This window comes from Niabella terrae, assembly GCF_054783135.1.
In genome coordinates this window covers 36698-61411 of record NZ_BAAGRD010000010.1, presented here as the reverse complement: position 1 = coordinate 61411, position 24714 = coordinate 36698, and the positions used below count along the sequence as shown (strand labels likewise).

Annotated in this window: 17 protein-coding genes and 1 tRNA gene; 6 read left to right on the top strand and 12 right to left on the bottom strand. The window is 47.1% G+C overall.

What is annotated here, in order from left to right:
• Window positions 1-330: helix-turn-helix domain-containing protein (locus ACYVI9_RS12880; RefSeq protein WP_460764993.1), on the bottom strand; the 330-nt coding region annotated here is incomplete at its 3' end.
• A gap of 205 nt (window positions 331-535) precedes the next feature.
• Between ACYVI9_RS12880 and ACYVI9_RS12875 the strand changes: the two genes are divergently transcribed.
• Window positions 536-736, top strand: a complete 201-nt coding sequence (locus ACYVI9_RS12875; RefSeq protein ID WP_460764997.1) for a transposase — start codon at window positions 536-538, stop codon at window positions 734-736.
• Window positions 737-770: 34 nt separating this feature from the next.
• Here the strand turns inward: ACYVI9_RS12875 and ACYVI9_RS12870 are convergent, their stop codons facing one another.
• On the bottom strand, window positions 771-1394 hold the full coding sequence (locus ACYVI9_RS12870) for a carboxypeptidase-like regulatory domain-containing protein (RefSeq protein WP_460764991.1): 624 nt from the start codon (window positions 1392-1394) through the stop codon (window positions 771-773).
• Window positions 1395-2026: 632 nt separating this feature from the next.
• On the opposite strand from ACYVI9_RS12870, the gene ACYVI9_RS12865 reads away from it, so the two are divergent.
• A complete protein-coding gene (locus ACYVI9_RS12865; RefSeq protein WP_460764989.1) occupies window positions 2027-3121 on the top strand; it encodes an endonuclease/exonuclease/phosphatase family protein in 1095 nt (364 codons plus the stop codon).
• A gap of 47 nt (window positions 3122-3168) precedes the next feature.
• Here ACYVI9_RS12865 and ACYVI9_RS12860 read toward each other — a convergent pair whose 3' ends face one another.
• The 3 genes from ACYVI9_RS12860 to ACYVI9_RS12850 all read right to left on the bottom strand — a co-directional run bounded on the left by ACYVI9_RS12860 (window position 3169) and on the right by ACYVI9_RS12850 (window position 6212).
• A complete protein-coding gene (locus tag ACYVI9_RS12860) occupies window positions 3169-3810 on the bottom strand; it encodes a hypothetical protein (protein WP_460764987.1) in 642 nt (213 codons plus the stop codon).
• A 241-nt stretch (window positions 3811-4051) separates the two neighbouring features.
• Window positions 4052-5107 carry a phosphotransferase enzyme family protein gene (locus tag ACYVI9_RS12855; RefSeq protein ID WP_460764985.1) on the bottom strand — a complete coding sequence of 352 codons (1056 nt, stop codon included), beginning with the start codon at window positions 5105-5107 and terminating at the stop codon, window positions 4052-4054.
• A gap of 88 nt (window positions 5108-5195) precedes the next feature.
• The gene (locus tag ACYVI9_RS12850; RefSeq protein WP_460764984.1) at window positions 5196-6212 is read right to left on the bottom strand and encodes a LacI family DNA-binding transcriptional regulator; all 1017 of its coding nucleotides are present in this window, start codon (window positions 6210-6212) and stop codon (window positions 5196-5198) included.
• Window positions 6213-6464: 252 nt separating this feature from the next.
• Here ACYVI9_RS12850 and ACYVI9_RS12845 point away from each other — a divergent pair, with 252 nt between their 5' ends.
• Window positions 6465-7292 carry an alpha/beta hydrolase gene (locus ACYVI9_RS12845; protein ID WP_460764983.1) on the top strand — a complete coding sequence of 276 codons (828 nt, stop codon included), beginning with the start codon at window positions 6465-6467 and terminating at the stop codon, window positions 7290-7292.
• A 15-nt stretch (window positions 7293-7307) separates the two neighbouring features.
• Here the strand turns inward: ACYVI9_RS12845 and ACYVI9_RS12840 are convergent, their stop codons facing one another.
• Window positions 7308-8300 (bottom strand): LLM class flavin-dependent oxidoreductase, encoded by a 993-nt coding sequence (locus ACYVI9_RS12840; protein WP_460764982.1) that lies wholly within the window; start codon window positions 8298-8300, stop codon window positions 7308-7310.
• Window positions 8301-8532: 232 nt separating this feature from the next.
• Between ACYVI9_RS12840 and ACYVI9_RS12835 the strand changes: the two genes are divergently transcribed.
• Window positions 8533-10929: a hypothetical protein gene (locus ACYVI9_RS12835; protein ID WP_460764981.1), complete on the top strand. Its 2397-nt coding sequence runs from the start codon at window positions 8533-8535 to the stop codon at window positions 10927-10929.
• Between the two features lie 64 nt (window positions 10930-10993).
• Here ACYVI9_RS12835 and ACYVI9_RS12830 read toward each other — a convergent pair whose 3' ends face one another.
• Entirely contained in the window at window positions 10994-11671 is a 678-nt protein-coding gene (locus tag ACYVI9_RS12830; protein WP_460764980.1) for an outer membrane beta-barrel protein, read from the bottom strand.
• Window positions 11672-11847: 176 nt separating this feature from the next.
• Here ACYVI9_RS12830 and lepA point away from each other — a divergent pair, with 176 nt between their 5' ends.
• On the top strand, window positions 11848-13641 hold the full coding sequence (gene lepA / locus ACYVI9_RS12825; RefSeq protein ID WP_460764979.1) for a translation elongation factor 4: 1794 nt from the start codon (window positions 11848-11850) through the stop codon (window positions 13639-13641).
• Window positions 13642-13748: 107 nt separating this feature from the next.
• Window positions 13749-13834, top strand: a tRNA-Leu gene (locus ACYVI9_RS12820).
• A gap of 1138 nt (window positions 13835-14972) precedes the next feature.
• On the opposite strand, the gene ACYVI9_RS12815 is transcribed toward ACYVI9_RS12820, so the two are convergent.
• The 5 genes from ACYVI9_RS12815 to nagA all read right to left on the bottom strand — a co-directional run bounded on the left by ACYVI9_RS12815 (window position 14973) and on the right by nagA (window position 24639).
• Complete coding sequence (locus ACYVI9_RS12815; RefSeq protein WP_460764978.1) at window positions 14973-16424, bottom strand: serine hydrolase domain-containing protein; 1452 nt, start codon at window positions 16422-16424, stop codon at window positions 14973-14975.
• A gap of 614 nt (window positions 16425-17038) precedes the next feature.
• Window positions 17039-19570, bottom strand: a complete 2532-nt coding sequence (locus tag ACYVI9_RS12810; protein WP_460764977.1) for a glycosyl hydrolase 115 family protein — start codon at window positions 19568-19570, stop codon at window positions 17039-17041.
• Window positions 19571-19654: 84 nt separating this feature from the next.
• Window positions 19655-22444: a glycoside hydrolase family 2 TIM barrel-domain containing protein gene (locus tag ACYVI9_RS12805; protein WP_460764976.1), complete on the bottom strand. Its 2790-nt coding sequence runs from the start codon at window positions 22442-22444 to the stop codon at window positions 19655-19657.
• Between the two features lie 418 nt (window positions 22445-22862).
• Complete coding sequence (locus tag ACYVI9_RS12800) at window positions 22863-23447, bottom strand: carbohydrate-binding family 9-like protein (RefSeq protein WP_460764975.1); 585 nt, start codon at window positions 23445-23447, stop codon at window positions 22863-22865.
• A 1-nt stretch (window position 23448) separates the two neighbouring features.
• Complete coding sequence (gene nagA, locus ACYVI9_RS12795; RefSeq protein ID WP_460764974.1) at window positions 23449-24639, bottom strand: N-acetylglucosamine-6-phosphate deacetylase; 1191 nt, start codon at window positions 24637-24639, stop codon at window positions 23449-23451.
• Window positions 24640-24714: the final 75 nt, after the last annotated feature.

Genomic DNA, 24714 nt, shown 5'->3' with positions numbered 1-24714 from the left:
TTTTCTCCGTTTACTTTTAAATCGGGGGAACTTAGCATTACCTCTAAAAAAGTTCACAAAGGCGGTGTCTAAATTTCGCAAGGCGGTTTGTAATGTTTGACTGTTTACTTCCTTTAACCATTCAGTTTCTTCTTTCTTTTTTAACTGGGTCAAAGCGCCCGCCTGTTTAAGATAATTATCCGATTTTTTATTCTCCTTATACTGCTCAATTCTTTCGTTCAAAAAGTGATTGAATACAAAGCGAACACACCCGAAATGCTTATTCAAAAGCAGTTCCTGTCCCTTTGTCGGCAACAATGCAAAACGGTATGTCTTATGTATTAATTTCAATTATGGATCAATTGAGATATATAATGTATAGAATATACTACTTATATTTTCTATAAGTATAATTAAAGATAACTATTAATACACAAAATAAGGTTAAAAAACCTTAGAAGCAGTTATACTTCCACAAATTGTTCAATGCATTGCTTAAAATACCACCTAATTTTTATGCAAGTATCCTAAAAGCTGCTGATTGGTGGTTGGGATCATGTCAGGAAGTCTATTATGCAGTCAATTACTTCCTAGATCAGAATTTGAAGTCGTAAACCACTATTGTCTTTGGCAAAAGCACAAAAACATATTGTCAAAGAACTTTTGGAAAGAACATGCTTTCTGGTCAGATGGTTACTTTGTTTGCTCTATTGGAGAAGCAAGTCCTGAAACTGTCCGTCAATATATTTTTTCATAAGGCTAAATTTTTCTTGTGCCTTACATCCCAAAAGCTAAAGACTTTTGGGTTTTGCGGCACGTTTTATAAATACGCCGTCGATGATATAGAGGGGATCGTTACTTGAATTAATAGAGGTCGATCCCCGCACGCGTATGAAAGTATTGGATCCCGGAATCCCGGTGCTGGCGTTGATCTGAACGCCCGGTACCAGTCCCTGAATCTGGGTATCGAAGCTGGCTTCGGGAATTGTTTTTGTCTTTTCGGGATTGATACTCGAAACCGAACCGACCAGATCACGACGTTGCTGCTTGCCATAACCCACTACCACAATATCGTCTAGCTTACCATCGACAGGTAACAGTTCCACAGCAATCGGTGAACCGTTGGCGACCACAATTTTCTTCTGATAGCCCACATAGCTTACAATTACATTAAAGGGAAACTTCTGTCTGGTTTTGAGCACAAACCGTCCCTTCTTATCAGTCGTCGTCTGATTGGTAATCCCTTCAATAATAATATTGGCGCCCTCCAGCGGGGCACCGGTAGTTTCGTCTGTCACTGTGCCTTCCAGTACCGAATTGATGAAGGCCGGATTCTGTGCCTCCAGGGCGGGAAGTAATTGAACGGTAAAAAATAATAAAGAAAAAAATCTGAGAAATTTCAATTTTCTGGGCATTTAATTAAGATTTACGATAACCGTATGATGAAGCAGCCATGCTGCCGAAGCAGACATTAAATGGCCCTATCATTATTTTTGAATGAAATAAAAGGGGAAATAATTACAGAACGTCAAGCGAGCAGAACTGCCAGACGTAGTAACCTCAGGTCAACTTACCAGAGGTCGCCGACCTGTCGATTGTATACTACTTCAGGTCCGGAACCAAGGGGAAAAAGCAAAGGATTTACTCAACAATTACAACAACAACACATAGCCGGGTCTGCCATGCGGTATTCGGAACTAAAGGCCACCTGATGCTTGTAAGCATGCTTCATACTTTGTTTTGCAGTAATCTTTGAAAGATTCATGTTGATTTAAAGTTTATATTGACCAGTCGCCGGTGGTTGACAACAATAGTCTACTGATTTGATAGACAAATATAGATTCTTTTTCTGATTCTCCAAAAAAAATTCTGGTAACTGTGGCGCGGGTCTCCGAAAATGCATTCAAAACGATATCAAAAACTATAGAAAACAGGGGCTGGACCATCTGTAAGTACTTCCGGCAATAGTTAGAAAACAACCATACCGCATACAGGTGATATTTCAAACCGGCTGTTGATAATGGTTAACTTTACAAAAACCCCTGCGATGCCATTCTATCAATACATCCAGTCCAATACGCCAGCCGGTAAACGCACCCTGCAAAGACTGCTGGCGCTGCGACAGGAGCTCAAAAGCCAGGTACCCACCAAACAACTGGAAGGCAACCTGCTGCTTGCCACCTGGAATATCCGGGAGTTCGACTCCCCTGCTTATGGCGAGCGACTGCTGGAGGCTTATTATTATATCGCTGAAATTGTTGCCCATTTTGACATTGTAGCGATCCAGGAGGTTCGCGAGGACTTGCAGGCGCTGAAAGAATTACTGCGCATACTGGGCAGTAACTGGCATTATGTAATTACTGATGTCACGGCCGGTAGTCAGGGTAATAAGGAGCGACTGGCTTTTGTATTCGATAAAAGAAAAGTAAAGTTCGGGGGGCTGGCCGGAGAACTGGTATTACCGCCTTTTCAGAAAAAGGATCCGGAAACGGGGCAAACCATCTATGAACCGGTAAAACAACTGGCAAGAACACCCTATACCTGTGGCTTTACCGCCGGCTGGACCAATTTCCAGCTCACGACCGTCCATGTCTTATATGGAGATGCCAAGCCGGAAAATGTGGATCGGATCCAGGAAATTCAGACTATTGCCAATGTACTTTCTAAAAGGGCCGATGGCAAAACAGAATGGTCCAATAATAATATATTGCTGGGCGACTTTAATATTTATGATCCGGCCGATGCCACTTATGAAGCCATTATCCAGGCAGGCTTTACCATACCGGAAGAACTGCAGCAGCTGCCTTCCAATGCCCTGAAAAATAAATTTTATGACCAGATTGCCTTTAAGGTAAGACCCGGTCGTTTTAATACCACCGGTAAAGCCGGTGTATTCGATTATTATAAAGTTGTTTTCAGGGACGAGGACGAAACTGCCTATATCAAGGATATGGGAGAAGCTTATCATACCACGTCGGCTGGTAAACCCCGCAGTAATAAAAGCACTTATTATAGATCCTATTGGCGGACCCATCAACTGTCGGATCACCTGCCGATGTGGGTGGAAATCTGTATCGATTATACCGATGATTACCTCCGGTCCAGGGAACGGCCACCACAACAGGAAGATAATGAAGCCTGATCATCCAGAAATTTCCGGAGCGGTATCAAACTCGGAAATGGACTGAACTATTCCGGCTGCTGCTCAAGTATATTGAGGTAGCCGCCCGCACTGTAGGCCGCCAACTGGATAAAAATATTTGCGCCGTCTGCCCGGTGGATCCCGTAGACCTTAATGGTTTGGGAAGTATACCCGATGGAACCTTCCTCTCCCAGATAGCTGGCCTGCGCTTGAAAATTATCATATTCCGCCTGACTGATCTTCCCGTCAAATATTTTTACGCCGCCGAGCGCTACAATTGCTTCTTCCAATCGCTTTTCATAAATAGGTTGTGACCAATCGTCTGTTTTTCCGCTGGCAGGCGCAATATTGGCTTTCCAGACCCTTCCTTCCAGTGCAGTCATTTTACCGTCAATCGGGAAGTACAGCAGATCGGCATCCCGCTGGATGGGTTTGTTCTGGGGTTTGTATTCCTGCGGAAGCACCAGGTAAGGAAACGTACCCAGTTCCTTGTCTGACACCGGAATACTGTTGATATCAAAACTATTTGCCGGTTGCGTTGTCGCCTGGCCGGGTACCGTATCGGTTGATGCAGTTTCCGCGGCCGCAGTCTCCGGGCTGGATTTTTCGGCATCTCCGTTGTTGCAGCCCAGACTGAAGATGGATACCGCAAGTAATCCGACAATAGATTTTTTTAAAGACAATTTCATGGTTAAATTTTTGATTGAATTCTTTTTAATAACTGATCACCGAAAGCGATGCGCTCCCTGCTGCCGGCAAAGATATGGGACAGCGCATAAGTTTCGTCGGGAACTGTCAAAGCCACAAAACTATTGGAATTTATGCCTACCGGCAACCCCTGAAAACAATGAGTTAAAAGGAACTGCGTCTAGTCGGCCTTCATCTGATGCGGGTACCGTTGCCGGCATCCGGCAATCGATCCAGGATTGATTACAATTTTACGGATGATATGGAAGTAATCCAGACAGATTCCTGTTCCGTCAGCCGTTGCAGGAGAATGGCCTGGTTTTGCGCCCGAACCAGGTTATGGCCTTCATAACGGGCGCCATAATAAATATCATCATTAATATGGTCAGTTAAAAATCTCAATGCCTGCATGTATATCATAAACTTGCCGGAATAGAAAAAATGATTTTGCTCCACCACCGTCAGTTCGCTGCCCATATACTCTCCATAACCTGCAACGATGGCCTGATAAAAATCTTCCCGCACTTCTATCTTGTCAAAATCCTGTTCCTCTTCGCTGACCGGACAGAGATAGGTACGCATCATATCGCCCACATCACTGATAAAATATCCAGGCATTACCGTATCCAGGTCGATGACGCAAATACCCTTGTCCTGTTCATCAAACAGTACATTACTGATCTTGGTATCGTGATGGGTCACCCTGATTTTAAATTGATCATTCAATCTTAACTGATCGAATTGTCGGGCGATATGCACCTGTTCCTTCAGATAGCCGATCAAGGTCGCGGCCTCCTGAATACGCTGTTGATTGCCGGCATTCAGTGCCTGCAGAAACTGGGTATATCTGAATGAAAGATCATGAAAGCCTGGCAGGGTTATATGCAGGCGGCGCACGTCCAGGCCTGCTAATTTTTTGGTAAAAGCCCCAAACTGTCTGGCGGCTTCATAAGCCTGCCCGGGGGTTTGTACGACATCGATGGTATGACTGCCTGCAACGAAGGGAAAGGCACGGTAGTATCCTTTGCCGGCAATATATACCATCGATCGGCCTTCCGTCGTCTTTAAAGGTCCGGTAAATATATATCCGTTAGACTGCCGTTGCAGATAATCTTCAATCAGATCAATATTCTCTGCGATCGCAAACGGCGTTTTGAAAACTTCATCATTGACTCTCTGGAAAATATACTCCTGACCATTGGAGCAAACAATAGCGGTATCGTTGATCAGGCCGGATCCATACGGCCTGTATTCTGTTTGTCGGGCATCAAATCCATAATAAGAAAGCACTTCCTCCATCGGCATACATAGTTTTATTTATCAGGGCGTATAAAGATATGCCTGAATGCATAACCAAACTTGTGCAAACGATTGAATATATTCCGGTTTAATTAAAGACCAGTGCTGCGGCAACTTCACCCTGTTGCGGTTGTAGGGCTTTTTTTTCATCTGACTGTTTAGTATCCAATATATTAATGAGCATATTCATGGCCATCTGTCCCTGCTTATAGGGGAACTGGTCCATCGACACTACCGGTGGATAGGCGGTATGTTTGTTGATCGAGATATTGGCGTAGCTGGCAAATAGCACTTCATTATTGACCGACACCCCTTTTTCCAAAGCATATTGTACAGCATCCAGATGTACATAATCATTAAAACTGATGATCGCATCCGGCGGCCGTTTCAGCGAAAGCAGTTGATCCATGGCTGCCCGGGTGCCTGCTTCCGACAGATCTGTCTTCTCAACCATCTGCATGTCCACTTTTAACTTCCGGCGGGCCACCCCGTCGATATAACCTTTCAATCTTTCCCTGCTGGCTGCGATCTCATCCGGACCATTGATAAATGCAATTCTTTTACGGCCCTGGGCAAACAGCCAGTCGATCATCTCTGCCGTGCCCTGGTACAGGTTGGAAAATATCTTGTTCACATCCTTCAGCGGCGGCACCCGGTCAAAATAGACGATGGGAATATTATACTTGTTGAGGGCTACCAAATGCTCAAAATGGTTGGTTTCCTTGGACAAGGAGATCAACAGGCCGTCGATGCGTTGTTTGGTCATCGCTTCAATCACTGTCTTTTCTTTGACAATGCTGTCATGACTCTGTCCAAAGAGTATGGTATAGCCGTGTTCCATGGCCACATCTTCAATGCCGCTGATGCTTTTAGAGAAAAAATCCTCAGCGATCAATGGCAGGACCACACCGATGACAAAACTTTTTTTCTGTTTGAAGAAGATCGCTTTATGATTGGGTTCATAGTTCAGTTCTTTGGCCAGTTCCTGCACCGCCTGTTTTGTTTTTAACCCGATACGGGGATGATCATTCAGCGCTCTGGAAACAGTCGACACAGAAACTTTCAGTCTTCTTGCGATCTCTTTAATGGTAGGTACATCACTCACAGCAGATTAAAGATAGGGAAATCGGCTATATGAACCCATCCAAACCGGTTATTTAGTTTTTAAAATATGCCCCATTGATAGCGCCATACGATCCCCCGCGATTGCCGGACAGTCTCCGATCTTTGCTGCTTTTTTAGATTCTGCGCCCGAATCTTTACATTTGAACCCGCCTGGCGATGACAAAAGCTTCGGTATCCGGCTTTTACCGGCAGGTGATCACAGGTGGTTGCCATACCACGATAACTATCTTGTATGAAAAAAATAAAACTTTGTTTGCTGGCCCTGATCCTGTTTACTCAGGCCGATGCCCAGACATCCTATACCACCCAGAAAGGTATTCGGTACTACCCTGATGCCGGCAAAGCCTCCGCTACTTATAAGGATTCCATGTGTGTTCTGGACCTGTATTACCCTAAGGGAAAGAAGGATTTTGCCACTGTTGTCTGGCTGCACGGCGGCGGTATTACCGGCGGCCACCGCGAACTGCCGAAACAGTTGCTGGAACAGGGTTTTGCAGTAGCAGCGGTAGAATACCGGCTCTCCCCCCGGGTAAAAGCACCCTTATATATTGAAGATGCTGCAGCCGCAGTAGCCTGGGTATTTAAACATATCAGGGAATATGGCGGCAGTGACAAACTGGTATTCCTGTCGGGACACTCTGCAGGCGCTTATCTGGTAACTATGGTGACCCTGGACAAGAAATACCTGGGCCGTTATGATATAGATGCGGATCAAATTGCGGCCCTGGTTCCCTTCAGCGGCCATACCATTACCCATTTTACCATTCGTCAGGAACGAGGTCAGGGTGAGCTCCAGCCGGTAATTGACTCCCTGGCACCTTTGTATTTTGTACGCAAAGGCCTGCCCCCCACCACCCTGATTACCGGAGACCGTAATCTGGAAATGCTCGGACGCTATGAAGAAAATGCCTATCTCTGGCGGATGCTGCAACTGGCAGGAAACCAGCGGGTACGGCTACTGGAACTCGACGGCTATGATCATGGCAATATGCCCCTGGGCGCCTTTTCTCTGCTGATCAGGGAAGTAAGAGAGCGATCCAAAGAAATTCTCAAGCCCTAAACCCGCCGTTGGGACTTAGTATTGATCCAGTATTTCCTTTAACATCCGGTAGGCGTTTTTGCGATCTTCCATGTCGTATAACGCGGCACTGGCGATGATCTCGTCAATCTGAAGCCGGTCAATAAAGCCCTTTAAAGCAGGCGCTACAGTTGTAGGCGAACCAATGAAACTGGCCGACAACATATTGTTCAGGTGGTACCGGATTTCCTCATTCCACAGACCTTCCATACTTTCTACCGGCGGTTGCAGGGCTTTACGGTTATTGGTGAGCACTCCAATAAAGGTCTGGTACAGGCTGGTCGACAAATACTGCGCCTGCTCATCCGTTGCTGCGATAATAGTATTAACACAGACCATAAAATACGGCTGACTCAGATAAGAGCTCGCCTGAAATTCTGCCCGATAGATCGCAGCCGCTTCTTCCAGCATCCGGGGTGCAAAATGGGCCGCAAAGGCATAAGGAAGGCCCAGCTTGGCAGCCAGGTGGGCGCTATCGGTACTGGATCCCAGTATATAAAAAGGGATATCGGCTCCCTCCCCGGGAAAAGCCCGGACGGGCGTTATATTGGAGTCGTTTTCCAGATAGGACCTCAACTGAAGGATATGGCCTTCAAAATCATAATCGAATCGATAGTTCTCGCCCCGGAGTGCCAGTGCCGTGCGGTTATCTGTACCCGGTGCGCGCCCCAGTCCCAGATCAATCCGGCCGGGAAACATGGCTTCCAGGGTCCCGAAATGTTCAGCCACCGACAGGGTGGAATGATTGGGCAACATGATCCCACCGGATCCGACCCGGATGGAACGGGTCTGCTGGGCAATATGACCGATGAGCAGGGTGGTCGCCGAACTGGCGATATGGGGCATATTATGGTGCTCCGCGAGCCAGATCCTGCGGTAGCCTGTCGCCTCCAGAAACTGGGCGATTGCCACCGCCCTGTCTATCGCCGTTTTATAATTACCGCCTTCAGGTACCAGGGCCAGGTCCAAAGCAGATACAGGAATTGCCATAAGTCTTATTAATGATGTGGGTTTAAATAATCAATTTTGCTGTTATAACAAAAAACCGGTGCTTTTGTTAGCGGGTCCCGTTCCCGACGGATAGTATTCAGGTGTACAGGCATTAATATTCCTAAAATTGCTCTAAATATGATTAAAGATTTTGCCATAAAGGCTGCAGGCTTTAATTTTCAGCGGTATTTGAACCAAAGAATGGTACCATTTGAGCTAATTAATACAGAAAATGAAGCATAAAGTATTTTGGATCGGTCTTATGAAGCTTGCTTTTCCTGCCCTGTTGCTGATCGGCAGCATCCACAACGCAGCGGCACAGGATATCGCTGCAAAACTGGAAAATTACGCTGCCCGTTACAGCCCTGAACGGGCCTATCTGCATTATGATAAAGCCTCCTATGTACCAGGTGAAACCATCTGGTTCAAGGCCTACCTGCTCAATGAGATCGTGGCTGCCGCCGAAAGCAAAAACTTTTATGTCGACTGGATTGACGACAAGGGTCAGATCTTGCAGCATACCGTAGCGCCACTGGTAAACGGTTTTACCAACGGGCAATTTGATATACCCGCAGATTATAAAGGCGGCTATGTGGCCGTAAGGGCCTATACCAAATGGATGCTGAATTTCGATTCCGCTTTTCTGTACCGCAAAGCCATACCGGTGCTGCACCGGGATTCGATAATGGCACCGCGCAGCATTACCATAAAACCTTTGTTGGACTTTTTTCCGGAAAGCGGAGATGCCGTTGCCGGCATGGCCAATAAAATTGCTTTCAAGGCAACGGATCAGTGGGGTCGTCCAATCACTGTAAAAGGCGCTGTGGTAGACGGTTCCGGTAAATTTGTCGATAGTCTGCGCTTCCTGCACGACGGTATGGGTTTTATCATGCTCCACCCGCAGGCCGGACAGTCCTATACCGCGAAATGGACCGACGAACAAAAGCAAAGTCATAGCACGCCCCTGCCCGTCATCAAAGGTTCCGGCGCCGTACTGCAGGTAGCAGTGGCCGCAGGTAAAAGAGAATTTATGGCCCAGCTCAGTGCCGACCTGGCAGCCAAAAATGACAGCGTTCACCTGGTAGGCAGTATGTACCAGCATCCGGTGTTCACGGTAAATAAATCTGCCAAAGGAGATATTAAAGCGGTTGTTCCCACTGCCAACCTTCCCTATGGGATTTTGACCATTACCCTGTTTGATCAGCACTGGGCACCCCTGGCGGAACGCATTACCTATATAGATAACAACGCGCCCTATATATTTAAGCCGGAGATGGAAGTCCAGCACTGGGGACTCAGCTACCGGGCACGCGATGAAGTCCGGATCACGGTTCCGGAAGCAGTAGCCTCTTCGCTGTCTGTCTCTGTTACCGATCTTTCCATCGATGCCGACAGTTCCGACAATATCATTTCACACCTGATGCTGACCAGTGAGCTGAAAGGCAAAGTCCATCGTCCGGCCTATTATTTTACCAACCCTTCGCCGGCCAAACAGCAACAACTGGATCTGGTGATGTTGACCAATGGCTGGCGTCGGATTGACTGGCAAAAGGTCAATACCGGCACCCTGCCCGCTGTCGGTTATGGCCGCGATACCTCTTTTATGTCACTCTCGGGTCATGTACAGGGCGCTATGCCGGGTGCCATTGGCGATGGTTCGGCCGCTATGTTGATTCTTACCCAGAAAGATCAGGAAAATAAAATGATCCTGATGCCCATTAATCGGGATGGCAGTTTTGACGATCCCAGCATGATTCTCTTTGATACGGCAAAAGTGTATTATCAGTTCCAGGACAAAAGTCTCCAGGGCGTTTCATTGCAGTTCCAGCCCAATAAACTGCGAACGCCACCGGTAGGCAACCTCAATCTGAATATGCGCTGGCCGGATACAACCGGTATGTGGCGGCATTTCCAACTGGCAGATGAACAAAACGGCTATACCGCAAGGGATAATGTCAAGGAACTGGAAACGGTTACGGTCAAGGCAAGGGCCAAGTCTCCCGTAGAGGTTTTGGATGAAAAATATGCATCGGGACTGTTTACCGGTGATGCCATACAGCTTGATGTACTCAATGATCCCTTTGGAAAAGTTGGTGATATTTTCACTTACCTGCAGGGAAAAGTCGCCGGTTTACAGATCAGTGGTCAGGGCGCGAATGCCACGCTGAGCTGGCGGGGCGGTGCCCCCCAGATCTACCTGGATGAATCGCCGACGGATGTGAATATGGTTTCGAGCGTGAATATTAATGATGTGGCCTATATCAAGGCTTTCCGTCCCCCATTTATGGGCGGATTTAACGGTGCCAACGGTGCCATTGCCATCTATACCCGCCGGGGCGGTGATGTGAAAACAGAAAGTAAGGGCATCCCCAGCGTGAAACTTACCGGCTATACACCGATCCGCCAGTTTTATTCTCCGAGGTATATCAATACCCAGCCGCCGGCGCAGGGTGAAGACCGGGATGTGCGTACCACACTGTATTGGAACCCCAATGTAACCATAGACCCCCAGACCCGGCAGGTCGTTATTTCCTTTTACAACAATGATGTTACCGATGCTTTCCGGGTCGTGATTGAGGGCATGACCGCCGATGGCAAACTCGCCCATCTGGAACAAACCATGGAATAGTATTCATTTACGATGTGGAATAAGGAAAATAGGATTAGGTAAAAAATCGTTGCCTGTACAGAGGTCAGAGCAGGCAACCCACTGTCAGGGCCAGGTACCGGTTCTTATAAGAACTGGTCTCAGGGCTTACCGATAAATTGCTGAGATCCTGATGATATTCCAGCTGCAGCCGGATTCTGTTGGGCAATTCATATCCGGCGTATGCCTGCAGTCCCAGTTCCAGGAATTTAAGGTGATAATCCTTCATACCGGCTTCTGCCCAGGTTTTATTATCAAACTTGATTTTCAATTCCGAAGACTTTTCCTCATTGGCATCCGAAATACTGTAATATTTTCTTTTACCTCCCAGGCCAATACTCAGGGTGGGTCCGGCGCCTCCATAAAAACCACCTGATCCGCTGTTTTTAATCATAAGATTTACCGGCAATTCCAGGTGATGGGTGATATATTTTGTGGAAATCTGTTCACTAAAGAACCGGGATTTGAATTCAGCCCCTTTTCGGACGAAATTGAGAGAGGAAGCTAAAAATAAGGAGCCGCTAAGAGGTAGTTCTGCAAAGACCCCGGCCCGGAAGCCAAATCGGGCTTTGTTGTCTCCGTGTATGGCCATCACGAAACTACTGGTATCCTCCATGGTCACCTGAGATCGCAGAAGGCTGCCCTGCACCCCCAGTTTAACCTGAGCCAGGCCGGCAGAAACGCTAAAAATCACCAAAATCAGCAGGAAACAGTATTTTTTCATACGGAATGCTTTATGGCAGTTCAAAAAGCAAAGACCGTGCAATTCTCGACTGTGAACAGCCCTACCCGGCAAAAACGGATCCTAAAGGCCCGGATCAGCCTGTATCCGGCTAAAAAATTAGCGTTAAAGCGCCCTGAAATTTGTACCTTTGCCCGCCCTGAAACGGGATATTGATCATGAAGCATATTCGTAATTTCTGCATTATTGCACATATTGACCATGGTAAGAGTACCCTGGCAGATCGCTTATTGCAATCTACCAACACCATCAGTGACCGGGAAATGAAAGACCAGGTGCTCGATGATATGGATCTGGAACGTGAGAAAGGCATTACCATCAAGAGTCATGCGATACAGATCAATTATAAAGCCAATGATGGTCAGCAGTATGTGCTGAACCTGATCGATACCCCCGGGCACGTAGATTTCAGTTATGAAGTCAGCCGGGCACTGGCCGCCTGTGAGGGTGCGCTCCTGCTGGTGGACGCCACCCAGGGTATCCAGGCGCAGACCATCAGCAACCTATATCTGGCGATCGACAATGACCTGGAAATCATCCCGGTGATCAATAAAATCGATATGGACGGTGCCATGATCGAAGAGGTCAAGGATCAGATCATCGATCTGATTGGCTGCAAACCCGAAGAAATCATGCTGGCCAGCGGCCGTACCGGTCTCGGCGTCCCCGAAGTATTGGAAGCCATTATCGAACGCATCCCCCCACCCAAAGGCGATGAGACCGCTCCCCTGCAGGCATTAATTTTTGACAGTGTATATAATAGTTTCCGGGGCATTATCGTGTATTACCGGATACTTAACGGCAAACTACGCAAAGGTGATCTGGTAAAATTTGTGAGCACCGGTCAGCAATACGAAGCCGACGAGATCGGTATTCTGAAATTAAAAATGACCCCGCAGCAGGAAATTAAAGCGGGTGATGTGGGTTATATCATTACCGGTATCAAAAATGCCAAAGAGGTCAAAGTCGGTGATACCATTACCCTGGCCAGCAATACCCAACCGCTGGCCATCAAAGGATTTGAAGAAGTAAAACCGATGGTATTTGCCGGTATCTACCCGGTCAATACCGATGAATTTGAGGAATTGCGAGACTGCATGGATAAACTGCAGCTCAATGACGCCTCGCTGACTTTCGAACTGGAGACTTCTCAGGCGCTGGGCTTTGGCTTCCGATGCGGTTTTCTGGGCATGCTCCATATGGAGATCATTCAGGAAAGGCTGGAGCGCGAGTTCAATCAAACCGTTATCACTACGGTACCCAACGTGAGTTTTATCGCCCATACCACCAAGGGAGAAAAAATTATCGTCAATAACCCGACAGAGTTTCCGGATCCTGTCAAGACCGACCGTATTGAAGAACCTTTTATTAAGGCGCAGATCATTACCAAGCCGGAGTATATCGGTAATATTATGACTTTGTGCCTGGGTAAAAGAGGGATACTGGTCAACCAAAGTTACCTTACGACCACACGGGTGGAATTAATTTTTGAAATGCCTTTAACAGAAATCGTTTTTGATTTCTATGATAAACTGAAATCCCAGACCCGCGGCTATGCTTCATTTGATTACCATCCTATGGGCTACCGCGACAGTGATATTGCCAAGATGGATATTCTGTTGAACAGCGACAAGGTAGATGCACTGAGTGCACTGATCCACAGAAGCCGGGCACAGGATTTCGGACGGAAGCTTTGTGAAAAGCTCAAAGAATTACTGCCCCGCCAGCAGTTTCAGATTGCAATTCAAGCCGCCATTGGTGCCAAGATTATCGCCAGGGAGAATATCTCTGCGATGCGCAAGGATGTAACCGCCAAATGTTATGGTGGAGATATCAGCCGGAAACGCAAACTGCTGGAAAAACAAAAAGAGGGTAAAAAGCGGATGCGGCAGATCGGTAATGTGGAAGTACCCCAGGAGGCTTTTCTGGCCGTACTCAAACTGGATGATTAGCCAGAAGTATTACGGCGAAGCTAAGTCATAAATTTATTGGCTGTAAAACGTTTCCATAAGTGTTGTTATATTTATATTTGCAGCGCTTTAAAAAAAGTTCTTATCATGCCCGGGTGGTGAAATTGGTAGACACGCTACTTTGAGGTGGTAGTGCTGGTAACACGGCGTGCTGGTTCGAATCCAGTCTCGGGCACTAAGGGGGTGGAGAAATCGAAATTTGATTCGGTTTCTCCATTTTTTATTTTGCGGAAACCCTTGTCCAGCAAGTACATCAGCCGAATGACTTCGTTCTCCTTGGCGGTTCGAAAGTCATTACCGTCAAATACCAGTTTTTCGGGGAAAATCGAACCGATAATTTTACGCCGAATATCAATATTTTTCTCTTCTTTATATAACGTATTCAAATTCAAAACTTTAAAGACGGCCTGGTTCAAATTTCCTCCATTAAGGATTTTTGTCTTGTTAAGTTCGAACAATTTCACTTCGATTACATTTATTTCGATCTCGCATTCCTGTCGAAATTCTTTGTAATCCTTTTCAGAAATGCTGTCAAGCATGAATTTTTTACGCGCCTTAGTAATGGCAATACTAAGTTCGTCAATCTTAGCTTGTAAGTTTTTGATATCTTGTCGCTCACCTTTGCAGTAGTTATTGTAGGAAATGCTAATCACTCTTGAATATGTTTCCACCGTGCCTTCTCTGGTTGTATATTTTTTTAGTTTAGCTTAGAATTTATCATTGACGTATTCTGATTTAAACCTGATGCCACATTTAGAGTTACAGTGATAATAATAACGAACAAGTATCTGAACATACTAGTATTAGATGGAGGTGGCTCTAAGGGTGTTTATACCTTAGGTGTTCTAAAAGAACCTGAGCTTAAGCTTGGCAAACTCTATGTGAGTCATTTGGTCTTATTTATGGAACAAGTACCGGTTCAATAATTGCAGCGTTAATTGGGTTGGGTCATAAAATAGAAGAGATTGAATCCCTCTATTAAGAACTCATCCCGAAAATAATGAAATGTAGAAGCAAATCGGGGAAAAGTAACGTACTTGAGAAATTAAATAGAATGATTCAACTCGGTAGGGCTTCATACGCCAAGTACGAAAAACAGGTTTTAAAGCTCTTAAAAATTGAATAGAATAAACTGTCACCAATAGCTAAGATTCTGAGTTATGAACCAAATATTTCTTTGTTATATTTACAGTTTAGCAGGCGGTTTAAGCCAGCCTGTGCGGGGAGCAATATTAATTTGTTCCCTTTTTATTTTCCAAGGTGACATCCATAAAATCATCATGATTTGTAAGGTTTTTTATATCATATTTTTCTTATTCAGACCGGATGGCCTCCAAAGTCCTGCCCTGCATCGTAATATTTAATTTAGATGCCTGGGCGCCCGGACTGGCGACAAATGAAAATTGCCAACCTGGTCGTTCGACCAGCTCAAATGCGGTAGGGGTTACAAACAGCATCTTATAGCCTTTGTCCCGAAGCCCGCTTTGCTGTATATATAGGTCTTCTCCGGAGCGATACACATTCAGCGTGTCGCTTTTACCTAAATGATATACACCTGTAAATAGCTTCATCTGCTGAGCCGTGAGTTGTACTAATTTTTTTATGGAAGGAGCATAAAATCCTTTCCATTGATAGACACGGGCAATGCTGTTTAATAGTTCGCTCACTACCGAAAAGTCCTCGCCATTGATCATGACTACGATGCCATTGCCACCCTCCATAGTTCCGTACGCTGTACTCAGGAACGCTTCATTACTGCCATTGTGTATAAAAAATTGCTGCTCTCCCCGTTTTATGATGGCTACACCCAAAGCTGATTCTTTACTCAGGTAGGGGGTCATCCTGGTTTGCATCATTTGTTGGGACAGCACCTTATGTGATTGCCCCTTTAATGCCAACTGGCATTCGATGATATATTTTGCCAGGTCTGTGGGCGTAGTCCATAGTCCTGCGGCCGCCTGTTCGGGGTAAATATGATACCTGCCATTCACGGGCTGGCCATTCGTATAATACCCGGTCGCAAGATCTGTCGTATCAGCAGGTGGCTGAGCAAAACTGCTATGGGTCATTTCCAATGGCTGCAACACGGCCTCCTGCATATATTCACTGTAAGGCCTTCCTGTAATATCTTCAACAATGAGTTGAGAAATGGTGATGCCACCTCCGGAGTACTGTTCGCGGCTGCCGGCTTCAAATTGTGATCGAACTGCCATAGTATTTGCTGGTGGCTTTCCGTCTAAAATCTGCTGTAAGGTAGGCAATGGATCTGTTCGTTTATAACCGGGAAAACCGTGGATGCCAAGGCCTGCCGTATGGCTTAGAAGATGGTATATATTAATCTTATTATTCCCGGAATTGGAATCGTAAGGGAACTGCCAGCTTTTTAGTAAAGTGTTAATGTCCGCTTCCGGCTGTATCTTACGATCGGCTACCAGCTTTAATATACCCATGCTGTTCAGGCTTTTACTGATAGAAGCGGCTTGGAATCTTGTAGTGGCAGTAACTTTTTTTGCAGACGATTCATCAGCCCATCCATATCCTTTCGCCCAATGAATTTTATAATCCTTAATGACGGCAACGCTTAAACCTTTCACACCGGTTTCTTTCATACGCTGTTTGAGGTTCAGCGCAGGAATGGCCTCACCATAAACAATATCGGGCGCTAAATGACCTTCTACTTCCAGAATGGTATCATTAACAGAGCGCAGATTTGGCTGCCCTATAACCACGCAAGGCAAAAGTAAACATATCAGCAGGGCTTTCATACATACCAATTTTAAAACTTCTAAGTTATCGCTATTTTCTGAAAAAATGGCGTACCTATTATTCCCATCTCAGGGCATGAGAGCAAAGAGGCGCCTGATGGCGTCCGGTTTTTTAACGGCCGTTTACGCGTACTATTTTTACACATAGTTTGTTTTATTTGCTAAAAGACCTCAACTATAGTATGGAAATCCCAAAGAAAAAAGGGCTGCTTAGACTTGCCAAAGAAACTCCTGGGTAAACAAACTGCTGTACATGCCTGACGTTGGCTTACACCATATCGCTGAACCATGTGTGTTGCCAGATTAGAGCGTTCGTCAGGCCTTAGAGCTTTTTTACCACTGACAGGTTCCTGAAAGATTCCGATAGTGAGGTTTGCCTGACTGGTGGGAAACTTCAAACAATTTGAATCTGAATGATGGCTCGGACGGCAAAACGGCAACATTGCGCAACACCGTATTTACCAACCTGGAAGTGTATCTGAACAGTTTGCTGGAAGTGCCTGACCCGAAATTTGACGCAGTCGTAGATTTATCAGGGTCGGAAAATTATAGTTCCGTTCAGGAAGCGGTTGCGAGAGCGCCTGAAAACAAGACATCTCCCTGGGCTATTTTCATCAATAATCTGGATCAACCGGAAAAACATAAAACTTCCTGTCCGCAACATAATCAATCATCCACTGATCTATAGTTACGTGATCATCTAATGCCGTAAAGCGGAGTGTGTGCTTCCCGGCACTGAGATGAAGCTGGCTGTTCTTAACCGCCTGCCCCCGAAGCACATTCAATTTCCAGGTTTCCGAGCGACCTTTTTCCCTGAAAGAGATGATCTGTGGCGGTGCGTCGTCCAACTGTACACTGAACCGGATATCGCCTTTGTCGCTGGGATGCGTTGGTATGAGCGCTGTACGTAGCACCACGTCCCCGGCCGCCGGGGCCTCAAACTCATAGCGCAGTGTTGCTCCCTTAGGCAATGGCACCGCATTCATGCTGTGGCCAAGCATTTTAACAGGATAAACCTGAACCGAAGCATGGCTAAATGCAGCAGCGTTGCGGGCAATAAAGGAACCATCTGATTGGATCGGTACCGAAGGATATTTGTCGGGCTTCTCCGATTTTAGCAGGCCAGTCATTTCCTTTGGGGTAACTGCGACCGGCAAGGCCGGTGAATCAAACACGTACAAATCGCGGGGATTATAACACATTGAGTATTTCCACTTACCACCCGCGAGCGAATCATTATAATATGCCGTAAGTTCCCGGATCCTGTAATAGGCATCCATACTTCTGGCACTCGCCCGAAGGAGCTGGTCATCCCGCTTCCAACGCTTTTCATCATATCCACCGGAAGCAATGGCTCTTGTCCGCTGGGATTCGAGTATTTTTTCTGCCATGGCGGCTGCAGCAAAGACCGGATACTTGATGGCTGCAAAATAGGCGTCTCTCCTATTCTCGGGAAGGAGTTTTTCCACTTCCAGAATTTGCTGCTTAATATTCTCATAATCGTTCAGGTACCGATCGGCTTCGTTATTAAAACTGGTAAAGCTGAACTCCGTTGGTTGAACCGGAGACATGCCACGACGATATTTTTTCTTATCCAGTTCCACCTGATTCCATCCCATAAACTCGGGTTTGCGGATCGTCGTCAGCCGGTAATATTCACGCATCGCAGGAAATAACTTTCCGCCAGCCTGTGCACCAAAATTGTTTTGCAGCCAGTTTTTCAAATGACCTGCAACACCGGATACCTCATCAATAGATTGAATATTCCAGGCCATATCCATGAATAATTCCAGCTGGTAGGCCGCTGGCTTGATATCATGTATATTGACGATCCAGAGTCTGCGGGCGTTATGGGCGTAGGCAGTTTTCATTTCCTGATAGATAAGCCCGGGTTGGGTAGTCGTGAGCCACAAATAATCATGTGGACGGCCCCAATAACTAAAATGATAATAAACTCCAGAGCCACCGCTTCTTTTTTGCTGTGCACTGTCACTCAATCTTTTCATATAGCCGTAATTATCATCGCACCAGGTCAGCATGATATCTTCCGGCACATCCAGTCCCCTTTCATAGATATCCAGCACTTCCTTGTAAGGTACAAATTGCTGCGGTAATGCGGTGAGGTCGGGATTTACAATTTGTTGCAACATTTTCCGTTGATCATAAATCACTTGCTGCAATGCCGCTGTTTTTTCCTTCATGGTTTTAACTCCCTGCATGGAGCCGTCGTGCTTGCCCCGCATGCCCATGGTAAAAATGTTTTCGTAGTGGCGAACCGAGTCCAGTCGCTGCTGCCAGAAATTCAGTACCGATGACTTATTACTAATATAATTGTAGGCACCCCGCTGCTCGTCCAGCCATTCCCCATTGGCATTGCTCATTAAGGGCTCACAATGAGAAGTACCCATCACAATACCGCAGCTGTCGGCTGCTTCCTTGGCGCCCGGAACAAGATAAAAGGGCACAGAAATTCCATGCATACCTGGCCATATGGCATTGGCACGAAGACGTAGCAGCAGCTTAAAAATCTGCTTATAGGTTTTCGCCGAAATCATACCCGATTTTTGCTGGGGATCAAAATGCTTCCAGCTCCAGGGCTGGAGACTGAAGTCTTCATCATTGAGAAAAATTCCGCGATACGCGACAGACGGACTTTGGAAACTTTGAAAATCTGCCGGCAGGCTCAGGCGTTGCTTTCTTTCAGGCACCACATCGCCCCACCAGATCCAGGGCGAGACACCGGCCAGGCGGGACAGTTCCAGCAGTCCGTAGGCGGTTCCCCTGCGATCGCTGCCGGCAATAATAAGTTGATTGTTTTTTACCGCGATATAGAAAGCTTCCTTCCGGGCTTTCAGTTTGTCCAGCGGCAGTCCCAGACCCGCAAGATCTTTGCCCGAATACTGATCCAGTTGCAGGATCCGGACGGTGGCTGACCGGGCATTACGAGACTGTTGAGGTAAAAGGCCGGTTACCTGTCGCAGATCGTCCATCCACATCTGCAGGGCCGTATGAACCACAGGTGAAACATTTTCTGCCATGGCATAAGTGACGGGCTGCCGGCCAACATACCATATAAAATCAGCTGCCCTTGAAAAGTTCACGGCACTACAACAGATAAGCGCCAGTAACAAACATTTTTTTTTCATCTACGAATTTTATTATTTGCCCGCAATTCCGGGCATAGTGTAAAACAATCTTTGTACGACATGGAAAGGCCCTCTCCGCCATCGTTAATTGCCAAAATAGAAGTAAAGCGTACGTTCCAATTGCTGATGAATACTATTGAGCGCACTGGAAGGCCCCAGATTGCTGACATCGGTACTGCCTCCCTTCTTTAAATTTGAACCTGCCGCCGGAATCCTGTCCAAAAAAGAAAGATTTCCCGCCGGCAACCTGGGCAGATTTCTTTCCCCGCTGGTGGCGTAAAAATCAAATAGCCGGACAAACAGATCTTTGTCGGGTGTACCCATCCTGATGCGGCCTTCCATCGTTTGCAGTTCCATCCAGACGACGTCTGCATAATAGCCTTTAAACTCCGGATATATCCAGGGTTCCCTGCCGGTTTCAGTGGCATTATAGGCTTTTTCGAAAATATCAAAATGCATGCCCTGCAACCGGTTCTTCCACACCCGTCCCGGTCCCCTGCCCAGCCATTTCACACCGGTAACCAGGGCTTCCGGATAAGTAAAACTGACGCCGGCAAAAGGATAGTCCCCGTCCAGCTGATATCGATAGTGGAGCGATAATCGTCCGTCTTTATGCAGCACCCAGCGGACCCGGTTCAGATCTCCCCGATAGAAAACCTCCACCACGGCACTGTCCCCTGCCCTGTGATGTTCCAAATGACTATAAACCGCATCCCCGCTGACAAATACCGGCCCCTGAGTCAGGGACAGATTGCGGCTGCCCTGGGTACTAAGCTTTGACAGCCATCCCGTTTTTTTATCGAAACGCAGGGTCAGCTGCGCTGTTGAAAGCTCCAGAGAAGCCTTTTCTTCCTTTACCAGGAGGTCCTTTCCGGAGGCTTCAGCCGGGAAAAGATCGGAAAGCAGTGCGATAGGTTGTTTAATCTGCCAGGTCCAGCGGTAGATTTCCCGGCCATGAGGATCGGTAGCGGTCAGGGCCAATGCATCCGAGGCGCGCCACTGATCGGGAAGACCAAGTTGCAGGCGACCCTTCTGCAGGGGTGCGATATCCGGCGCGCTGGCTTCACCCGAATCCGCGACGAAATGGCCGGTGCTTTGCGGGTCAAATTTGAGTAAGGCCCAATGAAAGCGACAGGCTTTCAGGTTGGTAAAATGAAACCGGTTCTCCAGTTCGATGCTCCCTGAAAAATCCTCGGGTAATTCCTTTAACCGGATCTTTACCGGTGCGTAAATTTCCTTCAAGGCGTAAGCGCTGCCTTCCTTCTGACGATAAGGCCCCAGAACCCCATCTGTGCCATTATAGCCATTGGCATCCAGCTGCCCGTTTCTGTCGGTGCGCACCACCGCCTCATCCGCAAAATTCCAAATGAAACCGCCGGCGCCCCTTTGGGCATTCCAATGCAGTTCCCAGAAATCAGCCAGTCCTGCAGCAGCACCACCGTCATGTAAGCCATGCAAAAATTCGGTAGGCATATAGATATTGCTGTCCTGCAATATCTTCCGGGTACTGTAATAATCTTCATAATGATTGCAGTCAATTCCGTTGATGGCATGACCTGGTCGGTGGTGGGCATGAATCACGGTGCGGGCTGACAGGTCATATTTTGCATATTCATTTACCAGTTCCATATTATGGCCGCCTTCATTTCCGTTACTCCAGAATATAATCGAGGGATGATTGGCGTCCCGGATGACCATTTCCCGAGCCAGCGGTTTTCCGGCGTCCGTGGAATAGGCTTTTTGCCAGCCAGCCAGCTCGTCTATCACGTAAAGACCCAGGGAATCACAGTTCCGGAGAAAGTTGGCATCGGGTGGATAATGGGAACAACGGACGGCATTCAGGTTCATATCTTTCATCAGCTGGACATCCAGCAGGTCTGCGTCGGGAAAACTGGTCCTGCCGTAGTCGGGCCAGAACACATGCCGGTTGATCCCCTTGATTTTTATTTTTGTTCCATTCAGGTAAATTCCGTCCCCTTTACGAACTTGAATCGTTCTGAAACCGAATTTCTCCCGGCTGACAAAACCCGTCTTCCCCTTAGGAGTTAACCTAAGAATAACGGTATAAAGATGGGGCGTTTCAGCGGTCCACTGGCGGGGTGCTTTGACCCGGGTACTGAGCCTGATCAGGGTATCCGCTCCGTTGATGACTTTTTTTATGGTGGCCACCTGCCTGCCATCGGGATCCTGAATAAGCGCTTCGAGTGTAGCGCCCCGGGCCGGCCGGTTTAAATGGGCTGCCAGGCGGAAGTTGCCATCGGCCTTTGCATCAATCGAAGTCCACGCTATATGGTTACCAGGAAGGGCCTGCAGGTAAACAGGACGATAAATCCCCCCAAATATCCAGTAATCGGCCATTCGTTCCGCCCGGTTGACCGAGGGTGCTGCCGACATCTTACTTACGGTCACTTCCAGTAAATTCTCTGCACCGAACCTGAGTTTGTCGGTGATATTATAGCTAAACCGGTAAAAGGCACCCTGATGTACCGGCCCGGCTACCTGACCGTTGATGCGCACGGCGGCATCGGTCATGACACCTTCGAAAACCAGGTTTACCTGCCGGTTCCGCCAATCTTCGGGTACCTGAAATGCATATTGATATAAGCCCTGTTCGCTGGCATACTGAAATCCTTTTCCGAAAGTGACATTGTCGCGGCCATAATTATAATTGCCAAAACCCTGCTGTTCCCAGTGTGAAGGCACTTCTATGGTCGTCCAATGACCGCTGTTGCGACCACCGGTCACCATAAAGTTCCAGGTTCGGGTATGCGCAGCATCCGTTCCCGACAGGTACAGCAATTCAGCGCTGCTTGTTGGCTGCGCCTGTAAAATTCCCGTTCCGGCGGCCACCCAAACCAGGACAGAAAAAACCAACCTTAGACGACAATTATTGAAGTATTTTCCCATATTAACAGCCTCCTACATCGTTATGCTTCGTTATACTACTTTATTGGCGGATAACTTAAAAGCTGTCGGACCGGTAAATCATGTCAGCATTCCCGGACAGGGTATCGGTCAATTAATCCTGAGGCGATCAGGTTCTTTTTATCAGCTGTTATCCGGACTCAAAGCTATCGGTTTCACGCAGCTTCCTACAGTTCAAATGATGCAAAAAACTGACCGATTGATACATTTAAAGCAGGATCCTAAATATAAAAGGTTAATTATCAGCCTAATGAACCGTACTGATCCGACATCTATAAGCAGGCGGGCCTGGCTCCTGCAATCTCAGTGTGAGGGGGACTTCAGCATTAACGCCGATCAGTATGGTTATTTTCGGGGAGCGGGAATGCTATTTAAAATCCAATAATCCGAAATACTCCGGTCGGTGAAAATCAGGTTGTTCAGTTTTAATGAAGGACCATGAAAGATAATGCGGCAAGCCTTCATCCGCGCATTTGTAAAAATTACCCTTGATGCGGTGATTTTCTAGTCGGTTTAAGCGGTGATGAACAAATACGAAGAGTGGCAGTACGGCAGTTAAACGCCATTCGATATACAATTGATTCTGGTACAAATAAGGTTGGAAAACCAATTTACGTTCTATTTTTTCAATAGTTTCGGCGGCTATGGCCGATCGGTTGTTCCTGTCAGGGCCATAGAAAAATCTTATATTACCCAATACATTACATTCCAGATTATAATAATTGGCATCCTGGTCAAATTGTACAAAAAATTCCACGCAGCTGTCTTTGTATACTTCACCGTTGGTGTTCCGGAATCTGGCCTGGGCCACCGGTTCACGGACCATAAATTCGAGGAAAAGTTCCTCCGGTCTGTGCGCCAGCTTTACCGCTGCCTGTATTTTTTCGGTGTGACAGGCGCTCCAGGGCTGCTGGTCTATTTTATATTCCTGGTAGACAAGGTCCTGATCCATACTAGTCAAGCTTGCCTTTTGAATAAATAAGCCGGCCTTTCACGAAAGTTTTAAGAATATTGATATCGGGATCAAATACCACAATATCCGCATCCTTACCGGTGGCCAGACTGCCCTTCCGGGCATCAATCCCCATGATACGCGCCGGCGTTTCAGTCATCATCTTTATCGCGTCTGCCAGGGGTATGTCCGCCTGTTTAACGACCGTTCTTACCAGACGGTCGGCCGTGGCCACACTTCCGGCAAATGCCGAACGATCCGGCAGTTTGGCAATGCCATCTTCCACAATGACCCTGAGGCCCGTATGAATATTTCCCAATATACTTTCGCCTTCCGGCATACCGGCGCCCCGCATCGCATCCGTAACCAGGGCAGTCCGGTTCGGGCCTTTTATCTTGTATATCAATTGTAGCAACGGTGGCGGTAAATGAATACCATCTGCGATTGCTTCCAGGTCCATCGCTTCAATCAGGTAACCCGCTTCTATGACGCCCGCATACCGGAACGCATTCCTACGGGATACGCCGCTCATACAGGAATAGAAATGCGTAGCCAGCGTATAGCCATTATTAAATCCTTCTACGACTTCATCGTATAATGCATCCGTATGGGCCAGCGCCAATACTTTTCCCCGGGACCTTACATAGCGCCCGAATTCCAGCGCTCCGGGCAGTTCGGGCGCTGCACTCCAACGGGCAATATCATCTGAATAATCCAGTATCCTTTTATACTCTTCCGGGTCCGGATGTCGTATATACCGGGGATCCTGGGCACCCCGCTGGCTCAGGGCAAAATAAGGCCCTTCCAGGTGCACACCCATAAATGCTGCGCCATTCCTGTTCTGCCTGCTGGCTTCCTTATAAGCATCAAGCGTAGAAAAAAGATCTTCTACTTCGCTGGTTAAAGTTGTTGGAAACATGGCCGTAGTTCCGAAGCGGGCATGTACTTCGGCAACCCCCAGAAAAGCCTCCACCGTGCCATCCATAAAATCATAGCCACCGCCGCCGTGTACATGTATATCAATAAATCCCGGTGAAATATAATGGCCTTCCGCGTCAATAATATCGTCGCATTCGGCTTCCATCTCCGAATGGCTGATGGCGGCAATACGACCGTTCTCCACCAGAATGCTTCCGTTTTCAATAATTTGGTCGGGTGTAATTATCCGGCCATTGATGATTTTGAACTTCATTAACTCCCCTTTTAGTTTGATGATGGCTTTATCAATAAAACTGATATGGTTTCCATTTCCCTCAAATGGGATTAC

Excerpts from the sequence above, each read along its gene's own strand:
- ACYVI9_RS12875 (WP_460764997.1), top strand. The coding sequence starts at position 536 with ATGTCAGGAAGTCTATTATGCAGTCAATTACTTCCTAGATCAGAATTT.
- ACYVI9_RS12870 (WP_460764991.1), bottom strand. The coding sequence starts at position 1,394 with ATGCCCAGAAAATTGAAATTTCTCAGATTTTTTTCTTTATTATTTTTT.
- ACYVI9_RS12865 (WP_460764989.1), top strand. The coding sequence starts at position 2,027 with ATGCCATTCTATCAATACATCCAGTCCAATACGCCAGCCGGTAAACGC.
- ACYVI9_RS12860 (WP_460764987.1), bottom strand. The coding sequence starts at position 3,810 with ATGAAATTGTCTTTAAAAAAATCTATTGTCGGATTACTTGCGGTATCC.
- ACYVI9_RS12855 (WP_460764985.1), bottom strand. The coding sequence starts at position 5,107 with ATGGAGGAAGTGCTTTCTTATTATGGATTTGATGCCCGACAAACAGAA.
- ACYVI9_RS12845 (WP_460764983.1), top strand. The coding sequence starts at position 6,465 with ATGAAAAAAATAAAACTTTGTTTGCTGGCCCTGATCCTGTTTACTCAG.
- ACYVI9_RS12840 (WP_460764982.1), bottom strand. The coding sequence starts at position 8,300 with ATGGCAATTCCTGTATCTGCTTTGGACCTGGCCCTGGTACCTGAAGGC.
- ACYVI9_RS12835 (WP_460764981.1), top strand. The coding sequence starts at position 8,533 with ATGAAGCATAAAGTATTTTGGATCGGTCTTATGAAGCTTGCTTTTCCT.
- ACYVI9_RS12830 (WP_460764980.1), bottom strand. The coding sequence starts at position 11,671 with ATGAAAAAATACTGTTTCCTGCTGATTTTGGTGATTTTTAGCGTTTCT.
- lepA (WP_460764979.1), top strand. The coding sequence starts at position 11,848 with ATGAAGCATATTCGTAATTTCTGCATTATTGCACATATTGACCATGGT.
- ACYVI9_RS12815 (WP_460764978.1), bottom strand. The coding sequence starts at position 16,424 with ATGAAAGCCCTGCTGATATGTTTACTTTTGCCTTGCGTGGTTATAGGG.
- ACYVI9_RS12810 (WP_460764977.1), bottom strand. The coding sequence starts at position 19,570 with ATGAAAAAAAAATGTTTGTTACTGGCGCTTATCTGTTGTAGTGCCGTG.
- ACYVI9_RS12800 (WP_460764975.1), bottom strand. The coding sequence starts at position 23,447 with ATGGATCAGGACCTTGTCTACCAGGAATATAAAATAGACCAGCAGCCC.
- nagA (WP_460764974.1), bottom strand. The coding sequence starts at position 24,639 with ATGAAGTTCAAAATCATCAATGGCCGGATAATTACACCCGACCAAATT.